This window comes from Pseudovibrio denitrificans JCM 12308 (assembly GCF_001310815.1).
Lineage (GTDB): Bacteria > Pseudomonadota > Alphaproteobacteria > Rhizobiales > Stappiaceae > Pseudovibrio > Pseudovibrio denitrificans.
Map to the genome: position 1 here is coordinate 213,680 of NZ_BAZK01000006.1, position 26,768 is coordinate 240,447.

The 26,768-nt window shown below is 52.8% G+C and carries 27 protein-coding genes, 1 other RNA gene and 2 pseudogenes; 17 read left to right on the plus strand and 13 right to left on the minus strand.

Annotated features, from left to right (window positions below; translation table 11 throughout):
* The first annotated feature begins 63 nt into the window (after positions 1 to 63).
* The 4 genes from JCM12308_RS09645 (at position 64) to JCM12308_RS09660 (ending at position 4,042) form a co-directional block, all read left to right on the plus strand.
* The gene (locus tag JCM12308_RS09645) at positions 64 to 783 is read left to right on the plus strand and encodes a DUF1013 domain-containing protein (protein WP_054783571.1); all 720 of its coding nucleotides are present in this window, start codon (positions 64 to 66) and stop codon (positions 781 to 783) included.
* 304 nt (positions 784 to 1,087) lie between these two features.
* Positions 1,088 to 1,735, plus strand: coding sequence for a hypothetical protein (locus JCM12308_RS09650; protein WP_128647364.1), 648 nt, complete (start codon positions 1,088 to 1,090; stop codon positions 1,733 to 1,735).
* A gap of 165 nt (positions 1,736 to 1,900) precedes the next feature.
* Positions 1,901 to 3,283: a hypothetical protein gene (locus tag JCM12308_RS09655; protein ID WP_128647365.1), complete on the plus strand. Its 1,383-nt coding sequence runs from the start codon at positions 1,901 to 1,903 to the stop codon at positions 3,281 to 3,283.
* Between the two features lie 123 nt (positions 3,284 to 3,406).
* Positions 3,407 to 4,042 carry a hypothetical protein gene (locus JCM12308_RS09660; RefSeq protein WP_054783574.1) on the plus strand — a complete coding sequence of 212 codons (636 nt, stop codon included), beginning with the start codon at positions 3,407 to 3,409 and terminating at the stop codon, positions 4,040 to 4,042.
* Positions 4,043 to 4,573: 531 nt separating this feature from the next.
* Here the strand turns inward: JCM12308_RS09660 and JCM12308_RS09665 are convergent.
* Together JCM12308_RS09665 and JCM12308_RS09670 are read right to left on the minus strand one after the other, a co-directional pair.
* Positions 4,574 to 5,608 (minus strand): peptidoglycan -binding protein, encoded by a 1,035-nt coding sequence (locus JCM12308_RS09665; protein ID WP_008551564.1) that lies wholly within the window; start codon positions 5,606 to 5,608, stop codon positions 4,574 to 4,576.
* 3 nt (positions 5,609 to 5,611) lie between these two features.
* Positions 5,612 to 6,609: pseudogene (locus tag JCM12308_RS09670) on the minus strand (flagellar motor protein MotA).
* Positions 6,610 to 6,820: 211 nt separating this feature from the next.
* Here JCM12308_RS09670 and JCM12308_RS27765 point away from each other — a divergent pair.
* Entirely contained in the window at positions 6,821 to 6,970 is a 150-nt protein-coding gene (locus tag JCM12308_RS27765; protein ID WP_208609230.1) for a hypothetical protein, read from the plus strand.
* A 9-nt stretch (positions 6,971 to 6,979) separates the two neighbouring features.
* On the opposite strand, the gene JCM12308_RS09675 is transcribed toward JCM12308_RS27765, so the two are convergent.
* From JCM12308_RS09675 to JCM12308_RS09685, 3 genes are all read right to left on the minus strand, one after another.
* Positions 6,980 to 7,750 (minus strand): metallophosphoesterase, encoded by a 771-nt coding sequence (locus JCM12308_RS09675; protein WP_054783575.1) that lies wholly within the window; start codon positions 7,748 to 7,750, stop codon positions 6,980 to 6,982.
* 131 nt (positions 7,751 to 7,881) lie between these two features.
* Complete coding sequence (locus JCM12308_RS09680) at positions 7,882 to 8,379, minus strand: DUF2938 domain-containing protein (RefSeq protein ID WP_054783576.1); 498 nt, start codon at positions 8,377 to 8,379, stop codon at positions 7,882 to 7,884.
* 101 nt (positions 8,380 to 8,480) lie between these two features.
* Positions 8,481 to 9,020, minus strand: coding sequence for a TetR/AcrR family transcriptional regulator (locus tag JCM12308_RS09685; protein WP_054783577.1), 540 nt, complete (start codon positions 9,018 to 9,020; stop codon positions 8,481 to 8,483).
* Between the two features lie 134 nt (positions 9,021 to 9,154).
* On the opposite strand from JCM12308_RS09685, the gene JCM12308_RS09690 reads away from it, so the two are divergent.
* The 4 genes from JCM12308_RS09690 (at position 9,155) to JCM12308_RS32195 (ending at position 12,782) form a co-directional block, all read left to right on the plus strand.
* Positions 9,155 to 9,568 (plus strand): putative quinol monooxygenase, encoded by a 414-nt coding sequence (locus JCM12308_RS09690; RefSeq protein ID WP_054783578.1) that lies wholly within the window; start codon positions 9,155 to 9,157, stop codon positions 9,566 to 9,568.
* Positions 9,569 to 9,794: 226 nt separating this feature from the next.
* On the plus strand, positions 9,795 to 10,244 hold the full coding sequence (locus JCM12308_RS09695; RefSeq protein ID WP_041768770.1) for a hypothetical protein: 450 nt from the start codon (positions 9,795 to 9,797) through the stop codon (positions 10,242 to 10,244).
* A gap of 22 nt (positions 10,245 to 10,266) precedes the next feature.
* Positions 10,267 to 12,678 carry a hypothetical protein gene (locus tag JCM12308_RS09700; RefSeq protein WP_208978420.1) on the plus strand — a complete coding sequence of 804 codons (2,412 nt, stop codon included), beginning with the start codon at positions 10,267 to 10,269 and terminating at the stop codon, positions 12,676 to 12,678.
* Entirely contained in the window at positions 12,651 to 12,782 is a 132-nt protein-coding gene (locus tag JCM12308_RS32195) for a hypothetical protein (RefSeq protein WP_280138362.1), read from the plus strand. Before JCM12308_RS09700 ends, JCM12308_RS32195 begins: the two co-directional genes overlap by 28 nt.
* 86 nt (positions 12,783 to 12,868) lie before the next feature.
* Here the strand turns inward: JCM12308_RS32195 and JCM12308_RS09705 are convergent.
* Positions 12,869 to 13,662, minus strand: a pseudogene (locus tag JCM12308_RS09705) (inositol monophosphatase family protein).
* Between the two features lie 68 nt (positions 13,663 to 13,730).
* Positions 13,731 to 14,297, minus strand: a complete 567-nt coding sequence (gene efp, locus JCM12308_RS09710; protein WP_008551541.1) for an elongation factor P — start codon at positions 14,295 to 14,297, stop codon at positions 13,731 to 13,733.
* 97 nt (positions 14,298 to 14,394) lie between these two features.
* Here efp and JCM12308_RS28510 point away from each other — a divergent pair, with 97 nt between their 5' ends.
* Positions 14,395 to 14,631, plus strand: coding sequence for a hypothetical protein (locus JCM12308_RS28510; protein ID WP_174519188.1), 237 nt, complete (start codon positions 14,395 to 14,397; stop codon positions 14,629 to 14,631).
* 231 nt (positions 14,632 to 14,862) lie between these two features.
* On the opposite strand, the gene JCM12308_RS09715 is transcribed toward JCM12308_RS28510, so the two are convergent.
* From JCM12308_RS09715 to tkt, 5 genes are all read right to left on the minus strand, one after another.
* Positions 14,863 to 15,945, minus strand: a complete 1,083-nt coding sequence (locus JCM12308_RS09715) for a tetratricopeptide repeat protein (RefSeq protein WP_208609227.1) — start codon at positions 15,943 to 15,945, stop codon at positions 14,863 to 14,865.
* A 4-nt stretch (positions 15,946 to 15,949) separates the two neighbouring features.
* Positions 15,950 to 16,591, minus strand: a complete 642-nt coding sequence (locus JCM12308_RS09720; RefSeq protein ID WP_014286953.1) for a thiamine phosphate synthase — start codon at positions 16,589 to 16,591, stop codon at positions 15,950 to 15,952.
* A gap of 215 nt (positions 16,592 to 16,806) precedes the next feature.
* Positions 16,807 to 17,997, minus strand: a complete 1,191-nt coding sequence (locus JCM12308_RS09725; RefSeq protein ID WP_054783579.1) for a phosphoglycerate kinase — start codon at positions 17,995 to 17,997, stop codon at positions 16,807 to 16,809.
* Between the two features lie 179 nt (positions 17,998 to 18,176).
* The gene (gene gap / locus JCM12308_RS09730; RefSeq protein ID WP_008551525.1) at positions 18,177 to 19,184 is read right to left on the minus strand and encodes a type I glyceraldehyde-3-phosphate dehydrogenase; all 1,008 of its coding nucleotides are present in this window, start codon (positions 19,182 to 19,184) and stop codon (positions 18,177 to 18,179) included.
* A gap of 125 nt (positions 19,185 to 19,309) precedes the next feature.
* The gene (gene tkt, locus JCM12308_RS09735) at positions 19,310 to 21,310 is read right to left on the minus strand and encodes a transketolase (protein ID WP_054783580.1); all 2,001 of its coding nucleotides are present in this window, start codon (positions 21,308 to 21,310) and stop codon (positions 19,310 to 19,312) included.
* 553 nt (positions 21,311 to 21,863) lie between these two features.
* Here tkt and JCM12308_RS09740 point away from each other — a divergent pair.
* Both JCM12308_RS09740 and JCM12308_RS09745 read left to right on the plus strand, forming a co-directional pair.
* Positions 21,864 to 22,160 (plus strand): DUF4164 domain-containing protein, encoded by a 297-nt coding sequence (locus JCM12308_RS09740; RefSeq protein ID WP_014286950.1) that lies wholly within the window; start codon positions 21,864 to 21,866, stop codon positions 22,158 to 22,160.
* A 5-nt stretch (positions 22,161 to 22,165) separates the two neighbouring features.
* Positions 22,166 to 22,603, plus strand: coding sequence for a cell division protein ZapA (locus JCM12308_RS09745; RefSeq protein ID WP_054783581.1), 438 nt, complete (start codon positions 22,166 to 22,168; stop codon positions 22,601 to 22,603).
* A 34-nt stretch (positions 22,604 to 22,637) separates the two neighbouring features.
* On the opposite strand, the gene JCM12308_RS09750 is transcribed toward JCM12308_RS09745, so the two are convergent.
* Positions 22,638 to 23,048, minus strand: coding sequence for an HIT family protein (locus tag JCM12308_RS09750; protein ID WP_054783582.1), 411 nt, complete (start codon positions 23,046 to 23,048; stop codon positions 22,638 to 22,640).
* Between the two features lie 165 nt (positions 23,049 to 23,213).
* Between JCM12308_RS09750 and ssrS the strand changes: the two genes are divergently transcribed.
* From ssrS to JCM12308_RS09770, 5 genes are all read left to right on the plus strand, one after another.
* A non-coding RNA gene (ssrS, locus tag JCM12308_RS27775) (6S RNA) lies at positions 23,214 to 23,373 on the plus strand.
* A gap of 107 nt (positions 23,374 to 23,480) precedes the next feature.
* Positions 23,481 to 24,074 (plus strand): 5-formyltetrahydrofolate cyclo-ligase, encoded by a 594-nt coding sequence (locus JCM12308_RS09755; RefSeq protein WP_054783583.1) that lies wholly within the window; start codon positions 23,481 to 23,483, stop codon positions 24,072 to 24,074.
* A 139-nt stretch (positions 24,075 to 24,213) separates the two neighbouring features.
* On the plus strand, positions 24,214 to 25,056 hold the full coding sequence (locus tag JCM12308_RS09760; RefSeq protein WP_014286947.1) for a TIGR00282 family metallophosphoesterase: 843 nt from the start codon (positions 24,214 to 24,216) through the stop codon (positions 25,054 to 25,056).
* Positions 25,057 to 25,283: 227 nt separating this feature from the next.
* A complete protein-coding gene (locus JCM12308_RS09765) occupies positions 25,284 to 26,027 on the plus strand; it encodes a YebC/PmpR family DNA-binding transcriptional regulator (protein ID WP_008551665.1) in 744 nt (247 codons plus the stop codon).
* A gap of 153 nt (positions 26,028 to 26,180) precedes the next feature.
* Positions 26,181 to 26,765: a hypothetical protein gene (locus JCM12308_RS09770; RefSeq protein WP_008551580.1), complete on the plus strand. Its 585-nt coding sequence runs from the start codon at positions 26,181 to 26,183 to the stop codon at positions 26,763 to 26,765.
* Positions 26,766 to 26,768: the final 3 nt, after the last annotated feature.

Below are 26,768 nucleotides of genomic sequence, written 5' to 3' on the forward strand. Positions count from 1 at the left end.
CTTATGGAATTCGGCTTCGCCACCTTTGATTAGGCTGTGGAGCACACAGGAGGGATTTATACAATGTCCAACGCACCGCTTATGCCAAAGGCAACAGCCGTATGGTTGGTAGATAACACCGCTCTGGGCTTCGATCAGATTGCTGCGTTTTGTAAGCTGCATCCGTTGGAAGTGAAGGCGATCGCTGATGGTGAAGCTGCACAGGGCATCAAGGGTATGGACCCTGTTCTGACTGGCCAGCTGACCCGCGAAGAGATTGAAAAAGCTCAGAATAACCCGAGCTACCGCATGCAGGTGCAGGAGTCCAAGGTGCGCGTTCCTGAGAACAAGCGCAAGGGCCCTCGTTACACCCCGGTTTCTCGTCGTCAGGATCGTCCAAACGCAATTCTGTGGCTGGTTCGTTACCATCCTGAGCTGCTGGATGCGCAGATCATGCGTCTTGTTGGCACCACTAAGCCAACCATTGAAGCGATCCGCACCAGAACGCACTGGAACTCTGCGAACCTTGAGCCGATGGATCCTGTCACTCTGGGTCTGTGTTCCCAGATTGAGCTGGACATCGAAGTTGAGAAAGCTGCGAAGAACGCTCCGAAGCCTATGGAAGGTGAAGAGCCGCAGACCCTTATGCCTGTTGACGAAACAACAAGCGAAGACGCGATTGCAGCTGCGTTTTCGACCCCAGCACCGAAGACCCGTGAAGAAGAAGAGGAAGTGGATGCAGACGCTGTGTTCGCGAACTTCAAATCCATGGGTGAAGGTGATGAGGACGAAGACGAGCGCTAAGAACGCGCTTTGAAGGGGCATAACTCTCAAAAAACTGCCCCGACTGTGTAGGATAACCTGAAAAGCCGTTGCCCACCCGGGCGCGGCTTTTTTGCTGTTTGCGTCGCTATGCGCAGCTTTGCGTTATTCTGCGTTTTTTTCCGTTTTTGCTGCGTTGCTATGTTTGTTGGTGCTGGACTAGACGGGGCTGAGTATTTGCTGGCTGGACGTTGGCCTGCTCATCAGGGAAGTTACTCCCCTTGTTGAGGTTTGAGGCTATGATGTAGCATCACTTCAATTTCTGGTTGATTGGACTGTTGCTCTGATGTGTAGATTGCTTGGTGCTGTATTTGCATTGCTTGTTGCAAGTGGTGTTTCGTTTGCCTCTGGCCTGAAGGACGAGAACCTTCTGGTGGGGATGCCTGAAGGCTACAAAGTTGCTTTTTCACAAAACAAGAATGGCCTGCTGGTTTCCGAGATGATCCCTCGTGAACAGTCCTTGAAGACCTGGAAGGACATGGTGACCGTTCAGATCCACTTTTCCCGGCGAGTACCTATGAAGGTGCTGGAGACGCAATATACAAAGGTGAAGAGCCCTATCTGCAAGCAGCAAGACGGGCGCTTGCTGAAAAAGGGACGTGAGAACGGCTACGAGTTCGGCCTGTTTCTAACCAGCTGCACCACCACACCTGCTTCCAAAAGTGAGACAGTGTTGACCAAGGCTATCCTGGGCAATGACAGCACCTACTTCGTTATCAAATCCTGGCGCTCAAAAGTGCGTAAGGCGGACATTGCAAAGTGGTCGAGTTATCTGTCCCGCGTGAAGGTGTGTGATAGCCGGATTGAGGGTAGGAAGTGCCTTGAGTGGGTTGAGAGGTGGGATGAGCCCTTTGCGGACTTTGACCGGGGCGCAGGGCTTCGCGAGTGCAGCAAGTCGTTTTTGATCATTTGCAGCCATTTGATCTACTTATGAGCATTTTTAGTCAAAGCTTGTGCTCAACTGCTAGCGGACCTTACCTTGTATAAATCTGGCTCAACTGTCCAAACAAACCGAGTTACCTCTAATGTAATTAATTGGTGACGTGGCAAAGTAGTTAAACATATATACTATAACTACTTTTTGAGATCGGAGCATTTGGTGAACAGACAGAAAAAACGTCAAATACGCCATACATTTGACTATCTTAAGAGTGAGTTGATCCGTCACCAGGAAATTGTAAAAGACAAAGATTCTTTCCGGTTAATGCTGCAAGATGGAGGCTGGCTTTGTAAACTTCCGCTACCGAATGGTCGGGAACTATATACTGGCAAGAGCGCGTATCAAAGATTACTCACCCTCGCAAAAGAGATTATTGTAGACGATGAACGTTTGTCTGGTCGTGTAAGAATAGATCCGTTCTTTAAAATCTTACGAGAAGAGTTTGGGCGCATCATTTGGAAGCAAGAGGAAATTGACGAAGTTTCGCTCATCGAAGCTTGCATTAAGAGAGCAGTCTCAAGTTTATGCGTAACTAAGGAGTACTACATTCCGTGCATTGCACCTTACTTTCAAGGAATGACGCAGTTCAAAATTGGCCCGGTCACGTTCATAAGCAAAGAGAAATTCTCAGCCCACTATTCTGAAAGAATTGCAGCTTATCATTCCATGGAATTTAGTAAGTTTGAGGATTTTTATAAAGTACAGAATTGGATAGCTTGCATAAAAATTTCAGATTTTGATGAAAAACTTGCAGAGGAACGAGCATTCTTGTGCGTACGTTTAGCAATCGCTTCAATCAAAGCGCGTTTAGAGCAAGAACCAGCACAATGGCTCGGCACTGAGAAGCAATCAATGCCCGGTCTCACGAATTACCGGCTAACATCTGAGCCTAGTGGGAAAGAGCCTTCAAAGATAAACCTTGGATGGGGACGCCGCTTTATTCTAAACGGCAATAACGAAGAAGTTGAGCATTTATTAACTGCATCATCTCGATCTTGGTTCATCGTCTTTGGACGATTGATTGAAAAAATAGTTAACCTTAGTCAATGGGACTATCTCGAATCCAAGATCGTTACTGCGATGATATGGTTGGACATCGGAAACAGCCCAATAAGCAGCGCCGAGAGAGTCGTTGCTTTTTCGAATTGCTTGGAGGCACTCTTCGTCACAGAGGAACGCGGTAAGAAAAACCAACTTGTAATACGCTCTCGTTTACTACTCGAATACTCTGGATGGCGGGCTGACCTAAATGGAAAAGTCGATGAGTTTTATTCCAAAAGAGGTGATATTGTGCACGGTGATGAAATGCCTTTGAACGAAGGCCTATCAAATACTGCATTTGTCGGAAAATATCTCTCAGATGTCTGTATTGAGGGCTTTCTCTACTTCTACCACTGGCTACTCACAAAACATCACCAAGCAGACACCCCAAAAAATAAACGTCCTTTTAATGGACATGGTAGTTTTAATCGAGCGATGGAGGAAGAGCTTCCTTTATTCTTAGAGCAACTGAGAAATAAACATTCTAATGAATGTGCGTAGCTCATCTCAAATGCCTATTGTGATCGTGTCTGCTGTTCTGCAGGTGGACGGGGTTATCGTAGTCGATAAGACAAAATCACCGAAGAGTTAAGTTGGGCCTGAACAGTGTGAGGAGAATGTTGAATGGATGATGTAAAGGAGCGAGAGGCCTACATTGCTGGAGACTTGAAACGAGAAGATTGGCATAAGCGAAGAGTAGAACTAAGAGACAAGCCATCACCCGAGCTTTGGGCGGAAACATTTGATAAATTTCTGATGAGGCGACTTAAAGACCGCTATCTTGAACCCATTCAAGCGATCCAAGAAGCTGGAGCCCTTGAAGGTGAGGGCTTTGCAATCGTATCCATTCAATGCGCGCTCATTGAGTTCCTTGCAGCTCTGAAACTGGGAAAAAATTTTAAGTATCTGGTCCGTGGTGAGCGGTTAGGAGAGTTCGAGTATTCTAAGAGCCGTGAGTTATTTCGAGACTTCCTCGTCACCGAAAAGCCTTTTGCGAACTGTTTCAAAACAATAGAGAGTGCCGAGTCCTTCTATTCGAATGTGCGATGCGCACTGCTGCATGAGGCAAGAACGAAAAATGGATGGCTTATATGGGCTTCCGGTAACGTTGCAGTTGATCCGCAAAAGAAACGTGTTTGGCGAAATCAGCTTCAAGAGGCCATAAAAGAATATATTAGGACCTACGGGGAAGATCTGATTGAGCAACGCGATTTGCAGCTAGCATTCATTCGAAAATTCTCCCACCTAGCTGATACCTGAACAGCATCAACTCATAATAAAGCCGCTCGAAAGCCCGCTGTGTGGCCGGTACATGTTGAAACAGCCACATACATTTTCGGTTCTTGCAATGCAGCGAACAACAGCTTTTCGTCAAGAAAAATGGCTGCACTTGCGGAAGCCGGCGCATCGATGAATATCGGCTAAGGGGCTGGAGAAACAAAGCAAATTATCGAAGGCACTCAAGGCATCTTTCAAGAGTGCTGGTCCAACCCTTGATGGAACAGCCCAAATGTCCGCTTGTGTCCCCGCGACGCAAGCGACATCCCATGAAATCATGCTGTGCAGCGAAAGTCCGCTTTGTCCGCATAACGGTTGTCTGGTGCCTTGAAGGTCAGCGGTTTTGTGTCAGTTTAGCCTATCCCATTGAGCACTTTTGATAGCCTTGGACGGATAGTTGAGGTCCACTGCCGTCATGCCGGGCGGAGCGTCGTGGAGATCCGGTATCCAGAAATAAAACAGGCGCTTGAGGGATGCTCGGGCGCCTGTTTTTGTGTTTGGTTTTATCAGCCGTTACCGCTGTGTGAGTTTTAGCTCGATGCGGCGGTTTTTGGCGTAGGCTTCATCGGTGGTGCCTTCTTCTAGGGGTTGGAACTCGCCGAAGCCGGCGGCGACCAGGCGGTCGGGTTCCACGCCCTTGGAGATGAGGTATTTGACCACCGAGATGGCGCGGGCGGCTGAGAGTTCCCAGTTGTCGCGCAGGCGGCCTGTGCCGGAGAGGGGACGGGCATCTGTGTGACCATCCACGCGCAGGACCCAGTTGATTTCATCCGGGATCTGACCTTCCAGCTCCAGAATAGCGCTTGCGAGGATATCCAGCTGGTTTCTGCCTTGCGGGTTGACCTCTTCATCTCCGGAGGAGAACAGCACTTCAGACTGGAACACGAAGCGGTCGCCGACAACCTCAATATCGGAGCGCTGGGCGAGGATTTCGCGCAAGCGGCCAAAGAAGTCTGAGCGGTAGCGAGACAGCTCCTGTACGCGCTGGGCGAGGGCCACGTTGAGCCGTTTGCCAAGGTCGGCAATGCGCGTCTGGCTTTCTCGGTCACGCTTTTCTGAGGCGTCCAGTGCGTCTTCCAGCACGGCAATTTGGCGGCGCAGGGCGCTGATCTGCTGGTTCAGCAGTTCCACCTGTGCCAGAGCCTTGGAGCTGATGTTCTGTTCGCCTTCCAGTTTGGCCTGAAGGGCAGCCAGTGCACCTCCTGCTTCGTCAATCTGGCCGGAACGCTCGTTGAGCAGGCCCTGAAGACGATCCCGTTCTCCAGAGGCTTGTTCCAGACCCAGTTGTAGGGAGGAGATGGTGGATTCCAGATCTCCCACATTCGCCTTTTCCAGCGCCAGCAGCTCTGTGAGCTCTGCGATTTGCTGGTTGAGGCGATTGAGCACCTTATCCCGACCAGACAGCTGCTGGCTGAGAAAGAACTGCGCAATCATGAAGATGGAGAGCAGGAAGATGAACACCAGCAGGAGCGCGGACATGGCATCCACGAAACCCGGCCAGTAATCCTCTGAGCTGCTTTGAGACCTGCGTGTGCGTACTCCTGCCATGCTTTATTCCTTCTCCCGCTCTACCTCTGCGGTGAGCGTTTTCAGGAACCGTTCGATACGGCGCTGCTGCATGGACTGGCCTTCGGCCCATTCGCGCATCATCTTCTGCTCGGAGCGTACATGCTGGACGAGGCCCTGAATGCCTTCTGCCAGTTTGCTCATGGCGGCGTTGGAGCTTCGTCCTGTGTGGTGCCTTTGGCTTCCATGGACTTGCGCAGCTTGTCCAGCGTGATGCGCAGGTCTGCGGCCATATCTGCCGTGGTGCCGTTGCCCAGCTCGTCTGGGTCGATGTCCGTCAGGGTCGAGAGCCAGTCTTCCAGCTCCTGATAGAAGCGGTTCTGTGCCTGTCCTGCCTGCAGATCGAGGAAGCCCAGAACGAGGGAACCGGTCAGACCAAGGAGGGAGGAGGAGAACGCGATGCCGAGGCCGGTCATCTGTGCGGTGATGCCGGAGACCAGATCTTCAAAGAGCACGTTGGCATCGCCGCCTGCCGCGTTCAGCGTGCTGACGGTGGTTGCCACAGCGCCCACGGTTTGCATCAGGCCCCAGAAGGTGCCGACCAGACCGAGGAAGATGAGCAGGCGGGTGAGGTAGCGGGAAATCTCGCGGGATTCATCCAGGCGCATGCCGATGGAATCGAGCATGGAGCGCATGGTGGTTGGCGAGATGGTCATGTCGCCTGCTTTGTTGCCAAGCAGGGTTGCCATGGGTGCCAGAAGGATTGGAGGACGGCGGACCTCAAGGCGCGGATCGCCGAGGCGGAAGCCGTTGACCCAGGAGACTTCCGGGAAAATGCGAAGAACCTGCCGGAATGACAGGAGAATACCCAGTGTCGCGACGCCTACGATCAGGCCGTTCAATGCCGGGTTTGCCATGAAGGCTTCCGTGATTTGTCCAATCAAGACAAAGGCGATGAAGCCTGCCAGGACCAGAAAAATAATCATGCGCCACAGGTAAACCTGCGGGCTCGACAGACTGTAGGGATCGTAGTCGCGTGCCATTATCCTGCGTACATCTAAAGCAAAGCGGCTTCGTTTTGTCTGGTCAGACCAATCAAGCAGAACCCGCCTTAAAGTTAATGATGTCTTTAGATAACGCGATTTCCGGTTAATAGGAAACCGCAAATCGCCGCGATTGGGCAAGAAATGCGTAAGTTTTTAAATAAGTCGCATTTTCGTGCGCGTGCTGCCGTGTTTTAGACGGGATGTGGTCATGGTGGGAGGAGTTGCTGACATTCAACCGGATACGGCGCGTAAGCAGTTGAAGAGTGCGCAGGGCAAGCTGAAGATGAAGGATCAGAAGCAGTTGTTGCGCTCTTACATGCAGTATGCGGCGGCGCATCAGTTTATCGTGCAGATGTAAGGTCTTGCGCTATTTGTGCGTGGGAATGAAGTCGAAGAGTTCCCAGCCGTCCGTCGTGGCGGTGATGTACTGCATTTCGCTGCCTTCCAGCACTGCGCAGGTGAGCTGGCCGGAGGCGTAGGCCTCGGTGTCTACATCCAGCCGGTTGGTGCGGCGGTCGATGTGTTCCACGGGTGTATGACCGTGGACGACGAAGAGGCCGAAACTCTTCTCATAATTGAGGAAAGGGCCGCGGATCCACATGAGCTCATCGTCGCTTTGTTCTTCCAGTGCCAGTTCGGGCCGAATGCCAGCGTGGACGAACAGGTAGTCGCCGCGTTTGTAGTAGAGCTCCAGTGATCTGAAGAAGGTTTCGTGCAGCTTGGAGAAGTTCTCTCTGAAGATGGTCTGCACACTTTCTGCGCCTGCGGAGCCCATCAGATCATGGTGGGAAAGGCCATAGGACAGCAGGGTTTCCATGCCGCCCAGATCTTCCCAGTGGTAGAGCGTGCCCGCGTCTTCCAGAAATTCCAGCAAGGATGCTTCGTGATTGCCTTTCAGGCAGATCTGGCGGGGCGTGCGGTGGTGGTTGTCGACGAGGAAATCGATGACGCCCTGACTGTCCGGGCCTCGGTCGATGTAATCTCCGAGGAAGACAGTTACGGGGTCGGCGATCGGGCGTTTTGTCAGGTCGCTCTCGATGGCTTTGCCCATGGTTTCCAGCAGGTCTAGCCTGCCGTGGATGTCACCAACTGCGTAAATGCGTGTCCCTTCCGGAAGTGTTGGATAGGGTTTTGGCATGGTCGTCCCGTTCCAAATACTGGTCTGTGTCGTGTTCAATGGTGGTGCCAATCTACTTTAAGAAAACAAATGAGGAGCAAACCCACAGCCTCAATTTGTTGGCTTTGCGGCTGTGGGTTGCTGGACGTGTCTTATAGGGGGAGGGAGATCAGGCACAGTCCGGTGAGGTAGAGGCCGAGGCCGAAGGATATGTGGGCGATGAAGCTTCTTATTCTGGCAATCTTCGGGGCAGGCGTTTTGGCGGCAGCAATGCCAAAGCCAAAGGCGGGTTGCATGAGGAAGAAGGGAAAACCCAGGGAGAGGAAGCCGATGACAAGTGGCATCAGGATGGTTGGGTTTTGCAGCCAGTCTGGTCCGGTGACCGCCAGCATCATTAGGGCCAGTATAACGCCGATCGCGTAGTGTGCCACCCAGCCGGTGGAATGCTCAAATGGCTGTGGCGGGCTCTGCATGATGGTTTGGTGATTGTATTGGCCGCGCGGCATGCTGAGCATCCAGCGGCCTACGAGGCGGTAGTCTAAGGCTGGGATGGAGAAGAACCGAAGCCGGACCCAAGCGACCAGATCCATGAAAATTGTTGCGCCAATGCCCAGGAGAAGAGCGTTGACCAGAAGACTTGTTGTGTGCACGTTTTTGCCTTTCCTTCTAGGAATTTAGCTAAAAGTGCCACTTCAAGTCGACTTGAGGTCAAGCAGTTTCTGTTGGGTTTTAATGAATAACTTTGCTCAGGCTAACAGGGCCAGAATGCCTTTTGTTTGAGTGTTGAGAAGCTGGCGCAGCTGATCCTCTGACTGGGCATGATCCGGATGCCGAGGGAGGACAGCACGAGGTATTCGGCGAGTTGCTGCGGGCTTTGCTGGGTAAACGTGTAGTCAGAGAGCATATCCGCGCAGGCTGTGATTTTGGTCTGCTGCGCTCGCAGGGTGGCTGCTTTGCCTTCCTCATTGAAACCGCCGACCATGTCTCTGGCTTCCTCGGAGGCGGTGATGACCTTGAAGGAGGCGATGATGGCGTGCTCATGATAGGCGTTGAGCTTATCCTCCAGTGTTTCCAGCTGTGCCCATTCGCCCTGAATAGCAGTGAGTGACTGCTCCGAGAAGTACGAGATGCAGGCGCACAGGATCTCGGTTTTGTTTTTGTAGTTTGAATAGACTGTCTGGCGCGCCACGCCTGCTTCTGAGGCAATGTCGTGCATGCGGGTGCGGCCGACGCCATAGCGCATGAATGCCTGTATGGCGGCTTCCAGAATCTTCTCTCGCAAATTTTCCATTTTCACATCTTGACAAAAAATGTCATTTTGTCAATAATTACAAAAATACAAAAAATGTCATGTTGTAATTTGAATGAGGCTGATTGCGCTGATGAACAGCATGGCGATTTGCTGGAAATGAAAGGACTGCGGACATGGAACGACGTGTGGTTTTGCAGGCACTGGCTGCGAGCATGGTGACCGGCATGGTGCCGGGACCGGTTTTTGCAGCAGCTCAGAAATTAGACAAGAAGGGAACTGGAATGATTATCGTGACTGTTGAGGTTGAGTTTGAAGACAATCAGATTCAGCAGAAGATTGGTGCTGTACAGGAAATGGATGCGGCGACAGCTGAAGAAACTGGCTGTATCTCCTACAAATCGTCTTTGGATGCGACGAACCCGAATATCCTGAGGATCTATGAGATGTGGGAGAGTATGGATGCGCTTATTCCGCACTTTAAAACCCCGCATATGGCCAAGTTTCAAAAGGAGCTAAGCTCTTTGAAATCAAAGGGAATGACGGCAAAGGTTTATGAGGTCAGCAAGGAATTACCGTTTCCAAATTAATCGACCTGACCTGCCAGATTAGCTTGCGATGAGTATTGATCTACGCAAGCTGGTCTGGAGCTAATGTTCTTCCGTTGGGTTATTATATTTCAACGATTTCATTTTTAGAGAAATAAAATATCAATTTCGTCGTTTGATTGTGCTCTTCGATACACTTGGGGCTTTGTTGCTTCTCTACGCTCGTGATGGTTCGCTTTTTGCTTCATGCAGTTTTGGGGAGAGCATAATGGGGCGATGTCAGGAGACGGAATTACTGGACCTATTTGAACGGCTTGCCGCACTGTTGCACTTGCCAGATCTGGCTCCCAACAGGGCGGGGCAGGTCGCGCTTCATTCAGATGAGCACCATCTGACGACGATGATTTCGGCGCGCTATCAGGAACGGCGTTATGAAGTGCAGCTTGAGGCTGATGTCTTTCCGGAAAATGGTCTTGAACTGCCACAACTGAAAACCCTTTTGGCACGTGTTGGGCAACTTACGTCTTTTGGCCTTATCCTTGATGCGCAGCAGCATTATGCGGTGCGCCAGCAACTCCTCTTACACATGAGCGATCCCGTTGAGCATCTGATGGAAGCTTTGAAGAGCTTTATTGGTGAGGCTTTGCAGCTGCGCCATTCGCTGAGTGATGCCGGAGGAGCAGAAAGCCAGTGGACCTCGGAGCATATATTGGTCTGAGTGGTTTGGGAGGAATGCCACCATGAGGAATACCGGAGTAACATCGCAAGTCAGCACACCCAGCTCTAACGTGACACCGCCTGTCGATCAAGCAGGAGGGCATACGGCTTCAAGGAGCGGGAGCACCCAATCGGCACGGATGCCCTATCGGTTGTCAGTGGTGCCGGTTGCAGACGGGCAGGAAAGACGGGTTCCTCAGCCACAGCGGGCTGTTTCCATGGCGAGTTTTCATCGGCGACCTGTTCCATCCTCTGACCTGTCCGGGCAAACAGCACAGTCAGAACGGAACGGGCCGCCTCTCTCTTCCATGGAGCGAGCGTTGCTGGATGCGCGCCTCAAGCTACAGCCTGTGCAGCGGGATGTTTTGGGCGGGCAGGCCCGGTTTGGTAACAAGACTGCTGGTGTTGGCAGTGAGCATCGGGTGTTTCAGGCTCTGCAGGCATTTGCAAAAGATCCGGGCTTGCTGACGAAAGAGCGAGCGGCAGATCTTCAGAAGCAGTTGGTGTCCGTCTCTTTTGCTGAGCCAGAACAAGAAACAACCAAGACGGCTTTGGTTGAGCATCTGAATGGGGTGGCTGGTGGTTCAGCAGCAGGCCGTGACACGGTTGAGATGCTTCTGCCTGTCCTGGAGGATCTGGAAGGTCATCTGAAAGAGCGTCAGCCAGCACTGGATCGGGCGCTGGGTAGTGGCCGGGCGCAGTCGTTGCTGCGGGCGGGGCAGGAAGAGTGGCATGGGGTCAGCACAGCTAAGCTTACTGAAACGGCTGGTGGGCAAGAGGGTGGCTATCATCCCTCCCGCGTGACAGCGCGAGGTGCGATTGCGGAAGGTGTGCAGACGGAAGGTCTGGTGCGCAATGGACTGGGCAAGTTTCCGCACAATGTGATGCCGCTGATCAATGCTGCGGTGAATGGGCGAGAAGAGATCTTCCGGACCGAAGTGCCGATCACTGATGGTGTTGCTTATGGTCGCTTTGGGTTTACCAGTTTTTATTATGCGCTGGGGGCAATCCAGAGCCTGATTTCTGCGCGATCCGCTTACACAAGCATGAAGGCAGCGGACAACGCGCTTAATACGTATCGCACTGAAGCCAAGCAGTTTCTTGAGGCACAGAAAGACATTGCCGAGCTGGCGGCCCTATCCCGCATGGTCAAGGATGTGCAGAAGGGTGATGATTCTCCGCTGACATTGGTGGACTCCTTGGCGCAAGCGGTTCAGGCCGGCAAGATCACGAAGCAGGGTCTTGGTGTTGCGCTGAATGGTTTGTTCCCTAACTTGTCAGCGTCTGCGAAGTCTGCCTTAGAAGCGTATGTCAGAGTGGAGAAAGGGGCTGCTGATGAGGTGGAGCGGCTGACTGTTCTGCGAAGTCAGGTGGCGCTGACTTATGGAGAAAGTTCTGCCAGTGAGGCTGCGCATCTGGAAGGGGCTTTAGATCATCTGGATGGTGCGCTGAAAGGGCGGATGAAGGCTGCGGACAAGGCTCATAAGGCGCTGACAGGCCTTGTTGCGAATTACGGCAAAAACGCCACTTTGGCGAAGGCCATGCGCAGTGATTACAAGACCCAGATGCATGTCAACATTCTGTCCGCTGAGGTTTGGGGGCTTGCGATGGTCTCTGATGGCTTGGCTATTGCTGAAAGAGCGCTCTCTGCCAACGTTGAGGGCATTTCGCTGGTCACGCAGGGGCTAGGTTATGCTGCTGGCACTGTTGGTGCAGGAGTGGGCGTTCTTGCTGTTGGGCTTTCTGCCTATGATGCCAGTGTCACTGCTATCCGTGCCTTCAAACATCACCAGACAGGCAAGAAAGCTCAGGCCTTACATCGGTTGTTTGCGGAGCGGCAGGAGGTTCCTGTTTCCGGCTTGGATGGATCGCGGAAGGTCTCTCGGGCGCGGGATGCTGAGCTGGCAATGATTACGAAGACGATTGCCGATAATCAGTCCCGTGCGCGAAACACCAAGATCGGGAAGGCTGTGCTTTCTGCCGTTGATGGACTGGGCTTTGCTGCCCTCACGGTTTCCGGTGTGGCTGGTGTTGTGGCAGCTGCGACAGGCGGTGTGGTTGCTGCTGGTGTGGCGGCGGCGGCGTGGCCAGTTGGGGCGGCCATTGGCGGGGCGTTTGTGCTGGGAACCGTCACTATGGCTGGAGCCCGGCTGATCAAGTGGGGCATTCATCACTATAAGAGCAAGCAGTTGCAAAAGGTGATTGCAGGCGATCCGCAGGCTATGCGCAAGTATGCGCGCAAGAATGGCATTGAAGTAGGTCAAGGGAACTCAGTGCGTCGGAGCACTGTGGAAGCTGAGATCAAGAAACACGCCATTGACGCTTTGACTAAGCATAGCACAAAGTTTGCACTCAACCGGTTCCATCAGCGGCTGGTGACGGAGATCGCGCAGGTGGATATGGCGCATTGGATCAATCCCCTGCCATCGCTGTGATGAAATGCTTCTTTGATGATGCTGCGCAGATCCAGGCTATTGCTGGGCTAAGCACGGATGCCGCTGTGAAGGTGCTGGCGAAGAAGTTTCAGGTGCGGGCGTAGAGCATCGCACAACAAAAAAGGCAGCTTGCCGGAGTGGTCCGGGGCAAGCTGCCTTTTGGAATTCTTGGGCTGAAGCGCCGTCTGTCTTATGACTTGGCTTTTGCCAGCAGTTCACGCAGCTGAAGGTGGGTGAACTCGTTGCCTGCGATGATGGTGCGGGATTCGAACATGTTGTCCTTGCCGTTGGCATCGGACACGAAACCACCAGCTTCACGAACCAGCAGAACGCCTGCTGCCATGTCCCAAGGATGCAGACCGTTTTCCCAGAATGCATCGAGACGACCAGAAGCGACCCATGCCAGATCCAGTGCAGCTGCACCAGCGCGGCGAATGCCTGCGACTTCGCCCATCACGTGGCGGATTTCTTTCAGTGCGCGGCCATGGTCGCCAACACCGATGAATGGAATGCCGGTGCCGATCAGACAGTCGGTCATGTCTTTACGAGCTGCAACGCGGAGGCGGCGGTCGTTACAGAATGCGCCAGAGCCTTTTTCAGCGGTGTACAGCTCGTCCATGATCGGGTTGTAGATCACTGCTGCTACGATCTGACCTGCGCGTTCCAGAGCGATGGAAACGCCAAAGATCGGAATACCGTGCAGGAAGTTTGTTGTGCCGTCGAGTGGGTCAATGATCCAGCGGTGCTGGCCATCAGTGCCTTCCACTTCGCCGGATTCTTCCATCAGCAGGCCGTAGGTTGGGCGTGCTTTCTGAAGTTCCTCACGAACGATTTTTTCTGCTCTGTGATCTGCCTGGGAGACAAAGTCACCTGGGCCTTGCGGGATACTTGCAGGTTTTCAATTTCGCCGAAGTCCCGTGCCAGAGAGCGACCAGCTTTTGTCGCAGCCTGGACCATTACGTTGAGAAGGGCCGTACGTGCCATTTTATATTCACCGTTCCTGAATGGGTAATGAGGCAGCCGTATGCTGCCTCATCTTTATTGCTTTTAGATTATTTCTCTGCGCGACGAACGTATTCAACAGTGTCGGTGTCTACAACGATCTTCTCACCGGAGGTGATGAACGGAGGCACCATACAACGAACGCCGTTTTCCAGAACTGCTGGCTTGTAAGAGGAAGACTGGGTCTGGCCTTTTACAACTGCGTCAGCTTCAACGATTTCCAGAGTGACGTGGGTTGGGAGGGAAATGCCGATTGGCTTTTCTTCGTGCAGTTCAACAGTCACGGTCATGCCGTCCTGAAGGAATGCTGCGCGCTCACCAACGAACTCTTTCTGGAGTTCTAGCTGCTCGTAAGTTTCGTTATCCATGAATACCAGCATGTCGCCTTCTTCATAGAGGAACTGGTAGTCTTTCTGCTCAAGGCGAACACGCTCAACGGACTCAGTTGCGCGGAAGCGTTCGTTCAGCTTGCGACCGTCAAGCAGGTTTTTCATTTCTACCTGAGCAAATGCGCCGCCTTTACCTGGCTTCACGTGCTGAACTTTTACAACAGCCCAAAGTGTGTCCTGGTGCATAAGCACGTTGCCTGGCTTAATTTCGTTGCCATTGAGTTTCATAGAACTACCAATCAGTTTGATAATGTTACAGCCGGACGCGGATTGGCGCTGAGCTAGGGTCGCAGCCTGTCTGGAGGTCTGTGCAACATAATTTCACGTGATTTTCAAGGAAAAAGAGCGGATGCTCGCCGTGAACCTGCATTCCAGTGCATATCCACAAGGTGAGTGCGGAAAAGCTCAGGGCTTTCTGTCGCTTCTGCGTCTGGTGGTCTGTGCAACGAAAATGACAGCAAGAACGAAAGTTGCCACCTTGCCGAGTGCCGCAACCTGGGCGGGGACGCTATATCAAGCAGGCCAGTCGCGATCATTTCACCGAATGTCAGAAATGAAATGACACCAATGCCTAAGGCTAAAGCTAAGCGACTGATAAATACACTTATTTGCTTCATCTGATTTCTTTTCGATTAAAAGACCAGAGTAATTTAATCGACTGACGTTGCGCGAAGCTGAGTGTGTTTAAGTTGATGTTGTGTGGGTCAGAGTCTACTTGATTTTTATACTTTATATGATGATAATTTTACGCAAAAACTCATCGGTTTATCATCAAAAACACTATAGTCAGATGTTATTGAGCTGACTGAAGTACTGGTGAGGCCCCGATTTTAATCCCGATTTCGGCTGCGCGCTTGCTGGCTTGCTCCTGCTGCTCCAGAGAGAGTGAGTTGGAGAGAGCTTCCAGATCGCTGTCGAGGATACCCTGACGACCAGCGTGGAACTGCCATGCAGATGCTTCGATCAGATCCACTGGGCGTCCGCGGCCATTGGCGTAGATACGGGCGAGACGGTTCATAGCGATCGGATTGCCTTTGCTGGCAGCGCGTTCGAACCAATCTGCGGCTTCTGCCTCGTTTGGCACGACGCCATCGCCTTTAAACAGCAAGGTTGCGTAGTAGATCTGTGCTGGGACCAAGCCACGGCGGGCGGCGCGGCCCATCCAGAAGGCGGCGCGTAGTGGATCGCGGATCTCTTCCGGGCCGTCCTTCAGGTAGATGCCCAGCTCCAGCATTGCGTCTGCGTCACCGGTTTCAGAGGCGCGCTCCAGCAATGATTTGATTTGCTTGGGATCGTTTGGACGGACTTTGCCTTCCTGATGGAGGAGGGCGAGATTGTAGAGGGCTTCGGGGATGTTGGCAGCAGCAGCTTTTTCCAGCTGTTGGGCGGCCTTGTCCTTGTCAGCCTTGGTGCCAGCACCAGCCAGATAAAGCAGGCCGAGGCGCAGGGCAGCTTGTGGGTCACCATCGTTGGAGGCGAGCTCATACCAGCTGGCGGCCAATGGCAGGTCCTGCGGGATGCCTCTGCCGGATTCATAAAGAACGCCGAGCAGGGTTTTAGAGCTGGTGATTCCAGCTTCGGCCTGACGGGTCGCCAGAGCCAATGCTGTCAGATACCAACCGCGCTGGAAGGCACCGTAGGCCGGATCGCCCTGAATGGTTTCCGGCGTTGGGGTGACCTGCGGGATGTAAGGGGCTCTTGAAACTGGGGAAGGCAGCAGTGGTGATCCGTTTGGATTGTACGGATCAACCGTTCTTGCGCCTTGAGGTGTGGTTCCACCGCTCGGGGTTGTTTGCGCAACAGCCATGCCCTGCCAGCCAAGCAGGCCGGTCATAGCTGCGACAGTTACGAGTTTGATAGAACCAGACAACTTCAAAAGATCAGTCCTCAACTTCCGCCAGTGTGTGTGTTGAGAGGATAGCGTTTGCCTGCTCAACAGCTGCTTTTGGCCCTTCAGGGTGATTCCAGACAGCTTCACGTACTGCTACGAATTCAGCGCCAGTTTGGGCCACGGTGTCAACTGAGGAAACTGAGGTGCCAGCCAAGACAACGCATGGCGTTTCGAACACTTCAGACCACCAGCTGCCATAGTCCAGAGATTTACGGTGTGGCTCTTCTTCCTGTTTCAGAGAAAGCAGACCGAAGAACATGTAATCAACGCCCATGGATGCGATGACCATGGCGTCGTGACGCGTCTTAACACCTGCATGGCCGATGATGCGGTCTTCCGGGAAGGACTGCATAACGTCTTCCAGGTCTTTGTCAGTACCGGAGACGTGCAGGCCATCTGCGCCGGAGCGGCCCATGATCTGGGTGTTGTTTTCAATCAGAACAGCAACTTCGTTTGCCTGTGCCAGAGGAACAAGGCGCTTTGCAGCCGCCTGTAGTTCGCCTTCGTTTGCGTCCGGCATGGAGATCAGCAGGCTCGCAATGTCGCCACCTTCCAAAGCTTGCTTGAGTTGTCCTTCGAACTCGTCGAGGTCAAAGGTAGGTGGTGTGACAAGATACAGACGCGGATGCACTGAGTTTGCTCCTGATAAAATTCCGATAAATAGAGTTCTTGGTGGTAGTGTAGACTACGTCAAGCCTCTGGCCCATTCATTGGGATAAGTTCTAAACAGCGTCTTGCTCTCTTTTTCAAGAGGCTGTGTCAAATTCTAGGCAAAAGCGAGAATAAAACGAAAAGAGGGACCGAAAAGGCCCCTCAATCCAGAAAATTTCATCAATTTTCTTTGTTTTATGCTTCCAGCGCAACAACGCCTGGCAGTTCTTTGCCTTCCAGCCACTCAAGGAACGCGCCGCCAGCAGTGGAGATGTAAGAGAAATCTTCACTCGCTTTTGCGTGGTTCAGAGCTGCAACGGTGTCACCGCCACCAGCAACTGTTTTCAGCTTGCCTTCTTTGGTGCGTGCTGCTGCATGCTGAGCTGCTGCAACGGTTGCCTTGTCGAATGGCTCGATTTCGAACGCGCCGAGAGGGCCGTTCCAGACGAGGGTTTTGGCTTCGTCGATTTTTGCTCTCACAACTTCGATGGAAGCTGCGCCAACGTCGAGCATCATTGCGTCTGCTGGGATCGCGTCGAGAGCAACGGTCTCGTTCTTGGTGTTTGCTGCAAATTCCCATGCAACAACAGCGTCTGCTGGCAGAACGATTTCGCAGTTTGCTTTTTCAGCTGCTGCCATGATGCGGTTTGCTGTGTCAGCCAGATCGTGCTCGCACAGGGACTTACCAACGTTCACGCCTTTAGCCGCGAGGAAGGTGTTTGCCATGCCGCCGCCAATGACCAGGATGTCTACTTTAGACACGAGGTTTTCGAGCAGGTCGATCTTGGAGGAAACCTTTGCGCCGCCTACAACTGCCAGAACTGGACGCTCTGGAGTGGAAAGTGCGGAACCGAGGGCTTCCAGCTCAGCCTGCATGGTGCGGCCTGCGAATGCAGGAAGCAGCTTTGCGATGCCTTCGGTGGAGCCGTGTGCGCGGTGTGCTGCGGAGAATGCGTCGTTTACATAGAGGTCGCCGTTTGCAGCCAGTGCTTTTGCGAACTCTGGATCGTTCTTTTCTTCACCAGCGTAGAAGCGGGTGTTTTCCAGAAGCAGAACGTCGCCGTCAGCCATTGCGTCGACAGCAGCTTTAGCAACATCACCGGTGCAGTCAGCTGCGAAGGCAACTGGTTTGCCGAGCAGATCTGCAACAGGGCCAGCAACAGGAGCAAGGCTCATCTCTGCAACCACTTTGCCTTTTGGACGGCCGAAGTGTGCGAGAAGGATGACTTTGCCGCCAGCCTCGGAGATTTCGCGGATGGTTGGCAGTACACGCTCGATACGGGTGGTATCGGTTACTTTGCCATCCTTCATAGGGACGTTGAGGTCTACGCGGACCAGAACACGTTTGCCGGAAAGATCGGCATCATTGAGGGTTTTGAAAGACATGAAAATCTCCGGAATTTCTGTCTGTGACCTTATGCTGGTCGAAATTCTTACAGAAAGACTTTGCGGAGTTCGTGATCAAATCTATGGGAGACTTCGCACTGAATGGTGCGGCTCAGGGATTGGATCACTCCGCACTGGTATATGAGAAAAAGGGCCGCTTAAAAGCGGCCCCTTCCAAATTAGATGAGCTTTGCCATCGCAACAGCGGTGTCCGCCATGCGGTTGGAGAAGCCCCACTCGTTGTCGTACCAGGTGAGGATACGAACCATTGTGCCTTCCATGACCTTGGTCTGGTCCATGTGGAAGATGGAGGAGTGTGGGTCGTGGTTGAAGTCGATGGAAACGTTTGGCACGTCGGTGTAACCAAGAACGCCTTTCAGCTCGCCTTCAGCCGCTGCTTTGATTGCTGCGTTGATTTCTTCAACGGAAGTTTCTTTCTTCGCGATGAAGGTCAGGTCAACAACAGAAACGTTTGGAGTCGGTACGCGGATTGCAACGCCGTCCAGTTTACCAGCCAGCTCAGGCAGAACCAGGCCAACAGCCTTAGCAGCACCTGTGGAGGTTGGGATCATGGAAAGAGCTGCTGCGCGGCCGCGGTACAGATCCTTGTGCATTGTGTCGAGAGTTGGCTGATCACCGGTGTAAGAGTGAACGGTGGTCATGAAGCCTTTTTCGATGCCAACCAGTTTGTCCAGAACGTAAGCTACTGGAGACAGACAGTTGGTGGTGCAAGATGCGTTGGAAACAACCAGATCTTCAGAAGTCAGGGTGTCGTGGTTTACGCCGTAAACGATTGTTTTGTCAGCGCCTGCTGCAGGAGCAGAAACCAGAACGCGCTTTGCGCCTGCTTCCAGGTGCAGAGCTGCTTTTTCTTTTGCGGTGAAGATGCCGGTGCATTCCATCGCAATGTCCACACCCATTTCACCCCAAGGCAATTCTTTAGGATCACGGATAGCGGTTACTTTGATTGGACCACGGCCACAATCGATGGTGTCGCCATCAACTGTTACTTTAGCTGGGAACTTGCCGTGTACGGAGTCAAACTGCAGCAGGTGTGCGTTAGTTTCAACTGGGCCGAGGTCGTTGATTGCTACAACTTCAATGTCGGTACGACCGGATTCGATGATTGCACGGAGAACATTACGACCAATGCGACCAAAGCCATTGATGGCTACCTTGACTGCCATTTAAGAACCTCTTTCGGTAGGGCGCTCAATAACGCCCGCGTTTTATATATTCTGCCAGCTCTTGCCGGCCGTCTTCTGAGAGGCTTCTGGCTGAGAGGAGCCAGAAGCTTCACTTGTAGTTAGCTTTAGGCGTTATCGCTATCGCCAAGGCGCTTTTCTGCCTCTTGGACCACTGCTCCCGCGGTGATCCCGAAATGCTCATAGAGCTCCTGGTAAGGGGCGGAGGCACCGAAACCAGACATGCCTACAAATCCACCATCAGAACCGACAAAGCGATCCCAACCCATACGAACGCCCGCTTCCACAGCGATCTTCACCGGACTACCACCAATGATGGCATTCTTGTATGCGTCAGATTGTTGCTCAAAGAGTTCGAAGCTAGGAACGGAGACCACGCGGGTCGCAATACCCTTGCCGTCGAGCTCTTTTTTCGCTTCCACTGCGATCTCAACTTCGGAGCCGGTTGCGAACAGAGTAACGGTCGCTTCTTCTTCACAGTCAGCGATGATGTATGCGCCTTTGGCACACAGGTTTTCGCTTTCGTAGTGAGGACGAAGGGAAGGCAGGTTCTGACGGGTCAGAGCCAAAACGCTTGGGTTATCAGTGGCTTTCATTGCCAGCTGCCAGCATTCCAGAGTCTCTGTGATGTCCGCAGGGCGGAAGAACAGCAGATCTGGAATACAACGTAGAGCCGCAAAGTGTTCCACAGGCTGGTGGGTTGGACCATCTTCACCCAGGCCGATGGAATCGTGGGTCATTACGTGAATGACGCGCTGCTTCATCAGAGCTGCCAGACGCAGAGACGGACGGCAGTAATCGGAGAAGATCAGGAAGCCACCAGAGTAGGGGATAACTCCGCCGTGCAGTGCCATACCGTTCATAGCTGCGGCCATTCCGTGCTCACGGATACCCCAGTGGATGAAGCGACCGGAGAAATCGTCCGGCGTAATGGAAGGCGTATGCTCGGTGTTGGTGTTGTTGGAACCGGTCAGGTCAGCAGAGCCGCCGATGGTTTCCGGAACAGCACCAGTGATTACTTTCAGAACTGCCTGAGACGCCTTACGGGTCGCCATCTTTGGCTGGGTGTCTGCAAGTTCTTTCTTGTATGCGTCGATTGCTGCATCGAAGCCGGATGGCAGATCGCCACGGCAACGGCGCTCGAACTCGCCACGCTGCTCAGGATTTGCTTCGTTGAAGCGCTGTTCCCACTCTTTACGAGCGTTTGCGGAACGCAGACCTGCGATGCGCCATGCATCGAGAACGTCGCTTGGTACTTCAAACGGCTCAGCAGACCAGCCAAGTGCTTCGCGGGTTGCTGCGATTTCTTCAGCACCCAGAGGAGCACCGTGCACTTTGTTGGTGCCCGCGCGGTTTGGAGAACCGAAGCCGATTGTGGTCTTCGCAGCGATCATTGTTGGCTTGTCGCTGTTCTGAGCTTCTGTCAGAGCTGCTTCGATCGCCTCTGGATCGTGACCATCAATTGCGATGGTGTTCCAGCCGGATGCCTTGAAGCGTGCGATCTGGTCAGTGCTGTCAGCCAGGTCAACGGAACCATCAATGGTGATGCCGTTGTCGTCCCAGATGAGGATCAGCTTGTTCAGCTTGAGGTGACCCGCCAGAGAGATTGCTTCCTGGGAGATACCTTCCATCAGACAGCCATCACCTGCGAGAACATAGGTGAAGTGGTTGACGAGGTCTTTGCCGAAGCGCTCTTCCTGCAGGCGCTCAGCGATTGCCATGCCTACTGCGTTTGCAAGACCCTGGCCGAGAGGACCAGTTGTGGTCTCGATGCCTGCGCCATGACCGTATTCCGGGTGGCCGCATGTGCGTGCGCCAAGCTGGCGGAACTGCTGAAGCTGTTCAATAGAGAAGTCTTCGTATCCCAGCAGATAGAGAGTGGAATACAGGAGCATAGATCCGTGCCCTGCGGAGAGCACGAAACGATCTCGGTCTGCCCATTTTGGGGAGTTAGGGTCAAATTTCAGAAATTTGGAAAACAGGACCGTTGCGATGTCGGCTGCACCCATTGGAAGTCCAGGGTGGCCTGATTTTGCTTTTTCAACGGCGTCCATTGAAAGAAAGCGTATCGCATTCGCCATGCGAGAGTGCTTTTCGAGATCGGTCATCTTATTCCCGCTGTCGACCCGGCCGGGCAGCCGGTTCTTTACCATTAGCTAGTGTAAATTCGACGACAGTTGCCATAGTCTTTGCCCCAGACTAATGCGAATTGGCAGTTGTCTACGAACGAATAACGGAAGGAGACATAGCAGGTCAGAGAGTTGAGTCAATGAAACTGAGCTATTCGGGCGATGTTTATTGCGTAAGTTGAGCGCTTTTGAATTTTGAATAACATTTGTCAACATAAGTTATGTTGCCAAGGGCTCTTAAATGAGTGAATTTGCTTAGCGTAAAATACGCGTGCATTAGATTTTTATAGAGGCGAAGCTTGTATTTTGTTCACTAATGTTGCGCGGAGTAAATTTCCGAGTCGAAGGCGATTGCAAGTTCTGTAATCACTGATAAATGAGATGGTTCTCGCTTATTCCTCAGATATGATGTGAATAAAGCTCGACGATTCCCTCGAGCTAATGGATAATTGTCTTCCGCTTCCCTAGACGGGAAAGGGTCGAGGTGCCATTTCTCGGGTGATCGATGTTTGGTGAGTACGGATACAGGTAGATGTCAGAGGTGAAGATGGATAGTGGGCAAGATCTGGATCAGGCGCTGGATCGTATTTCTGCCTCCATCACGAAGCTAGAAGGCGCGCTTCATCGCAGGACGTCCCGTGACAAGACCCTTGATGCGTTAGAGAACGACCTGCAAAGAATTGGCGAGGATCGCACGCAGTTGGCTGCAAAGCTGGATCAGGCCGAAGCGCGTGGTTCGCGGCTTGAAGATGTCAACAAAGATGTTTCCCGTCGCCTTGTTGCTGCCATGGAATCCATACGTACTGTTCTCGAAGGACAGGAGAGCTAAGATCAATGGCGCAAATTACAGTAACAATCAATGATCGCAGCTTTCGCATGGCGTGTGATGACGGTGAGGAAGAGCGTCTGCTCGGTCTTGCTCAGCGTTTTGACGACAGCATCAGTGGCCTGAGAGAGAATTTCGGCGAGATTGGCGACCAGCGTCTGACCGTGATGGCAGGCATTATGGTGACTGACCATCTGGCTGAAGTGGAGCGCAAGCTGAAAGCTGCGGAAGCGCGGATTGAAGAGCTCGGCAAGGCAGAGGCGTCTGTCGAAGAGCGTCTGGCTGCGCAGGAGCAGCGTTATCTGAGCCGTATCGAGGCACTTGAAGCGGAACACCGCGAGAAAGAAGCCAAGGTTGTCGCACGCCTGCTGGAAAGCGCAGACAAGATTGAGGAGCTTGGTGCGGATCTGGACAATGAACTGCGCGAAGAAGAAAGCGCTGCGTAATCCGGGCTGTTGATCGGCTAAGGGTAGATTTCACTTACACAGGTTTGAGATGAGAAAGCAGTTCTTGGAAGCGCCCAGGTAAGGTTGGGTCGGGCTTCCATTGAATGTCTTGCCCATCTCCTTTGCTTCTCGGCACGATATGAAAGTGCAGGTGAAATGCGTCTTGCTGTGCCTCAGCACCGTTGCTGCTGATGATCTGGACATTGTTTATGCCAAGTTGCTCTTTGTAGACTAGGCATAACTTCCGAATGGCACGGGTCACCTCAACTAAATCATCTTCTTTGACATCAAAGATGTTGGTGGAGTGCCGTTTCGGCACCACTAAGGTGTGATAGGGCGCGATAGCCCCCCGATCAAAGAAAGCTATGACGCTTTCATTCTCAAAAACAGTTGCATCCGGCTTCAACCGGCCTTCTGCAATTTCGCAAAACGTACATTGTGTCATGATCTCAAGATAACCAATGCGTGCATGCTTATCTACTGGATCTAATTTAGAGCATGGTGTTAGGCTGAGTTTGTGGCCTTAAACCTCTGGTCATATCTGGAATAAATGTGAGAGCAGGGTTTGAAAGGCTGGTAATTCCGGTCGCTCTGGCCTATATGAGCCTTTGCGTTGCTGCGCGGTTCGTCAGGAGACACATATCCCCGGGGCCTTACGCATTCCTTAGGGAGCTGTTCCTTCCCTCGCTCGTGGGCTTGGGGACACGGCGCCCACCTACATTGTAGGTTCTCCGGGATTGCACATTCTCCAACGGCTGTTGTGGCACGCCCTTTCTCTTTTTTGCATTTTCCTCTCTACAGCGTGATAGGCTCTTGCTTTGCGATTTTGCGCGGGCTGCACCATAATGCACTCAAGTGGTTGTAAATGAGGTGCGTATTGACTTCCCAAGACATTGAGAATGATGAGCTCAAACTGGCCAAGCGTGCCGTGCGGAAAGCCGGACTTGCGGCGCGGGCCACCCTTTCTCCCGTTGAGCGGATTGAGCGGTCGCTGGCTCTTGTCGACTTTGTAGAAGAGCTTGGTGTAGAGCCGGGCTCGGTGATTTCTGGGTTCTGGCCTATTCGGGACGAGGTTGATCCGCGTCCATTGATGGATGCATTGGCCAAGGCTGGCAGTTCTCTTTGTCTTCCTGTCGTAACTGGTGATGATCTTGTCTTCCGCCGTCTTGAAAAGGGCGGGCCACTGGAGCCTGCCGGATTTGGTAGCATGGCGCCGGGACCAGAGGCGGAGGTTGTGCACCCGAATGTGGTGCTGGTTCCGCTGTCTGCCTTTGACCGGAACTGCAACCGGATCGGATATGGCAAAGGTTTTTACGACCGTGCATTGAGTGATTTGGAAAAACTTACCGATCTGACTGCGATTGGGGTTGCATTTGCTGTTCAAGAGGTAGAAGAGGTTCCGATGGAACCGCATGATCGTCAGCTGGATGGTATCTTGACAGATCGTGGGCTTCTTAAAGCAGGAGATTAAAGCAAGTTGCCTGTGGCTTCCGGCGTGTTCTTCTTAGGGCGCGCGTGGTGGCCATCAGATCTGCTTTGGTCCAAAAGATGTGCGCGTATTCTTTCATTACATTACCTTAGGTCGGGAATACGCTTGAAAGGGTGTATAGATGCAGCTGCTGTTTCTTGGGGATCTGGTTGGGCGTGCTGGCCGCAATGCCGTGATTGATGAACTGCCCCAACTCGTGGAAGACAACCAACTGGACTTCGTCGTCGTGAATGGCGAGAACTCCGCAGCAGGCTTTGGTATCACCGAAGAAATTCTCCAGAATGTGCTGGATGCGGGCGCTGATGTTGTAACAACCGGCAACCACATCTGGGATCAGCGCGACACGCTTGTTTATATTGAACGTCAAAACCAGTTGTTGCGCCCTGCGAACTATCCGGCAGGTACTCCAGGTAAAGGGGCCAACCTTTACCGCGCGAAGAATGGTGCTGATGTGCTGGTGGTGAACGTGATGGGCCGTGTTTACATGGACGCGCTGGACTGTCCGTTTGCTGCAATCGACAAAATTCTGGCTGACTGCCCGCTGGGCGCTGTGGCTGATGCGATCATCATTGATATGCACGCTGAAGCGACCTCCGAGAAGCAGGCGATGGGTCACTTCTGTGATGGTCGTGCTTCTCTGGTTGTTGGCACGCATACGCACGTTCCAACCGCTGACCATCAGGTTCTCGTTGGCGGTACAGCGTACATGTCTGATGCTGGTATGTGCGGTGATTATGATTCCGTGTTGGGCATGGATAAGGAAGAGCCGGTCAACCGCTTCCTGCGCAAGATGAACGGTGCTCGCTTTACGCCTGCGCTGGGTGAGGCAACTATTTGTGGTGTGGCGGTTGAGACGGATGACCGGACTGGCCTTGCTGTGAATGTTTCGCCGGTTCGTCTGGGTGGGCGTTTGTCGCAGATTATTCCGCCATTCTGGCCGAGTGCTGCAGACAGCTACGCTTAATCACAGGATGAGCTTACACGGTGAATGATGAGGAAGAGTAAGTACGCGGCAAATCTCGCTGTTTCTTGCTCTGGATTTTGTCGTGTAAGCGGCTTATAAGCTTTCATCAAATTTGCTCGACGTGACACGAATGCCGTGTCGGGGAGAGCGCTGTCCAAGCTATCAGCGGCTTGGTGAGCGCTCCTTTGAGCTAACAGTTTTATTCTAAACACAAGCCGGGAAGACCTATGGCCGGACATTCAAAATTCAAAAACATCATGCACCGCAAGGGACGTCAGGATGCTGTACGTTCCAAGCTTTTCTCTCGCCTTTCTAAAGAGATTACCGTTGCTGCGAAGATGGGTGATCCTGATCCGGACAAGAACCCGCGCCTGCGCCTTGCTGTGCAGAACGCGAAGGGTCAGTCCATGCCGAAGGACAACATTGCCCGCGCGATTGCAAAGTCTCAGGGTGGTGAAGGTGCTGATTACACCGAGATCCGTTATGAGGGTTATGGTCCAGGTGGCACCGCGATTATTGTTGAAGTGCTGACTGACAACAAAAACCGCTCTGCTGCAAACGTACGCTCTTATTTCACCAAATACGGTGGTTCCATGGGCGAGACAGGTTCTGTTTCCTTCATGTTCGACCGCGTTGGTGAGCTGGTTTACAAGCCAGAAGCTGGCGATGCGGACACTGTGATGGAAGCTGGTATCGAAGCTGGCGCTGATGACGTTGAGAGCGATGATGAAGCTCACACCATCATTTGCGCATTCGAAGACCTTTCCGAAGTTTCCAAAGCACTGGAAGCTGCGCTGGGCGAAGCTGAGTCTGTAAAGACCATCTGGAAGCCACAGAACCTGGTGGAAGTGAACGAAGAAAAAGCTGGTACCATCATGAAGCTGATGGACGCGCTGGAAGATGACGACGACGTACAGAACGTCTTCTCCAACTTCGACATTCCAGAGGATGTTCTGGCAAAGCTGGGCTAATCCCACTTTCCAATTGAGTTTTCTAAAGGCGGTGCGTTTTGCGTGCCGCCTTTTTTGTGTCTGCTACTGGCAGGCCCCCGATTTCAGTGGAGTTGGCTTCACTGTGCCACTGTGAAACCCTTTCAGGATCTGGGGTGGATTTGAGGCAGGGTGGTGAGTGAGGAAAGTGATAAGGTTCGTGTGATTGAGCATGCCATTGGGTCGGCGTGGCGGTTGCATTTGCTGGCGATTGGGTATGCAGCTCTGCTCGTGATTGGTGCGGTTCTGGAAACGCCCTCCGGTGTTTGGGAGGAGCGGGCGCCATTGGTGGCACGGGTCTATGAGTTCTGCGTTGTCAGCGCGCCTTATGTGCTGGCAGTTGCAGGGGTGCTCACAGCTCTTTATTTGCGGCAGGCGGTGAATATCGCGCGGGGAATGAAAGAGCGGTGCCTGATAGCGACGGCGGCTATCCTGACGATGCCGATCAATGGGTTTCACAAGGGGGAATGGTGGGTGTCGCTATGTTCGGTCACGGTGACCGTGTTCCCACCGTTGCTTTACATTTCCCTTGGTTTGCTCGGGCAGCCCCTTTCCATTCTTGGGCTGGGGCTTTGCATAGGTGCTTATGTGTTTTGTCTTGTCCAAAGGCAGATGCTGCTCATCGCTCAAAACAGCAACTTCCTTCAGGACAGAATTTCCGAGCTTGTCAGCATGGCGCAGATCGTGACCGGTTCCGGCAAAAACGAGGATGCGCCCTGACTG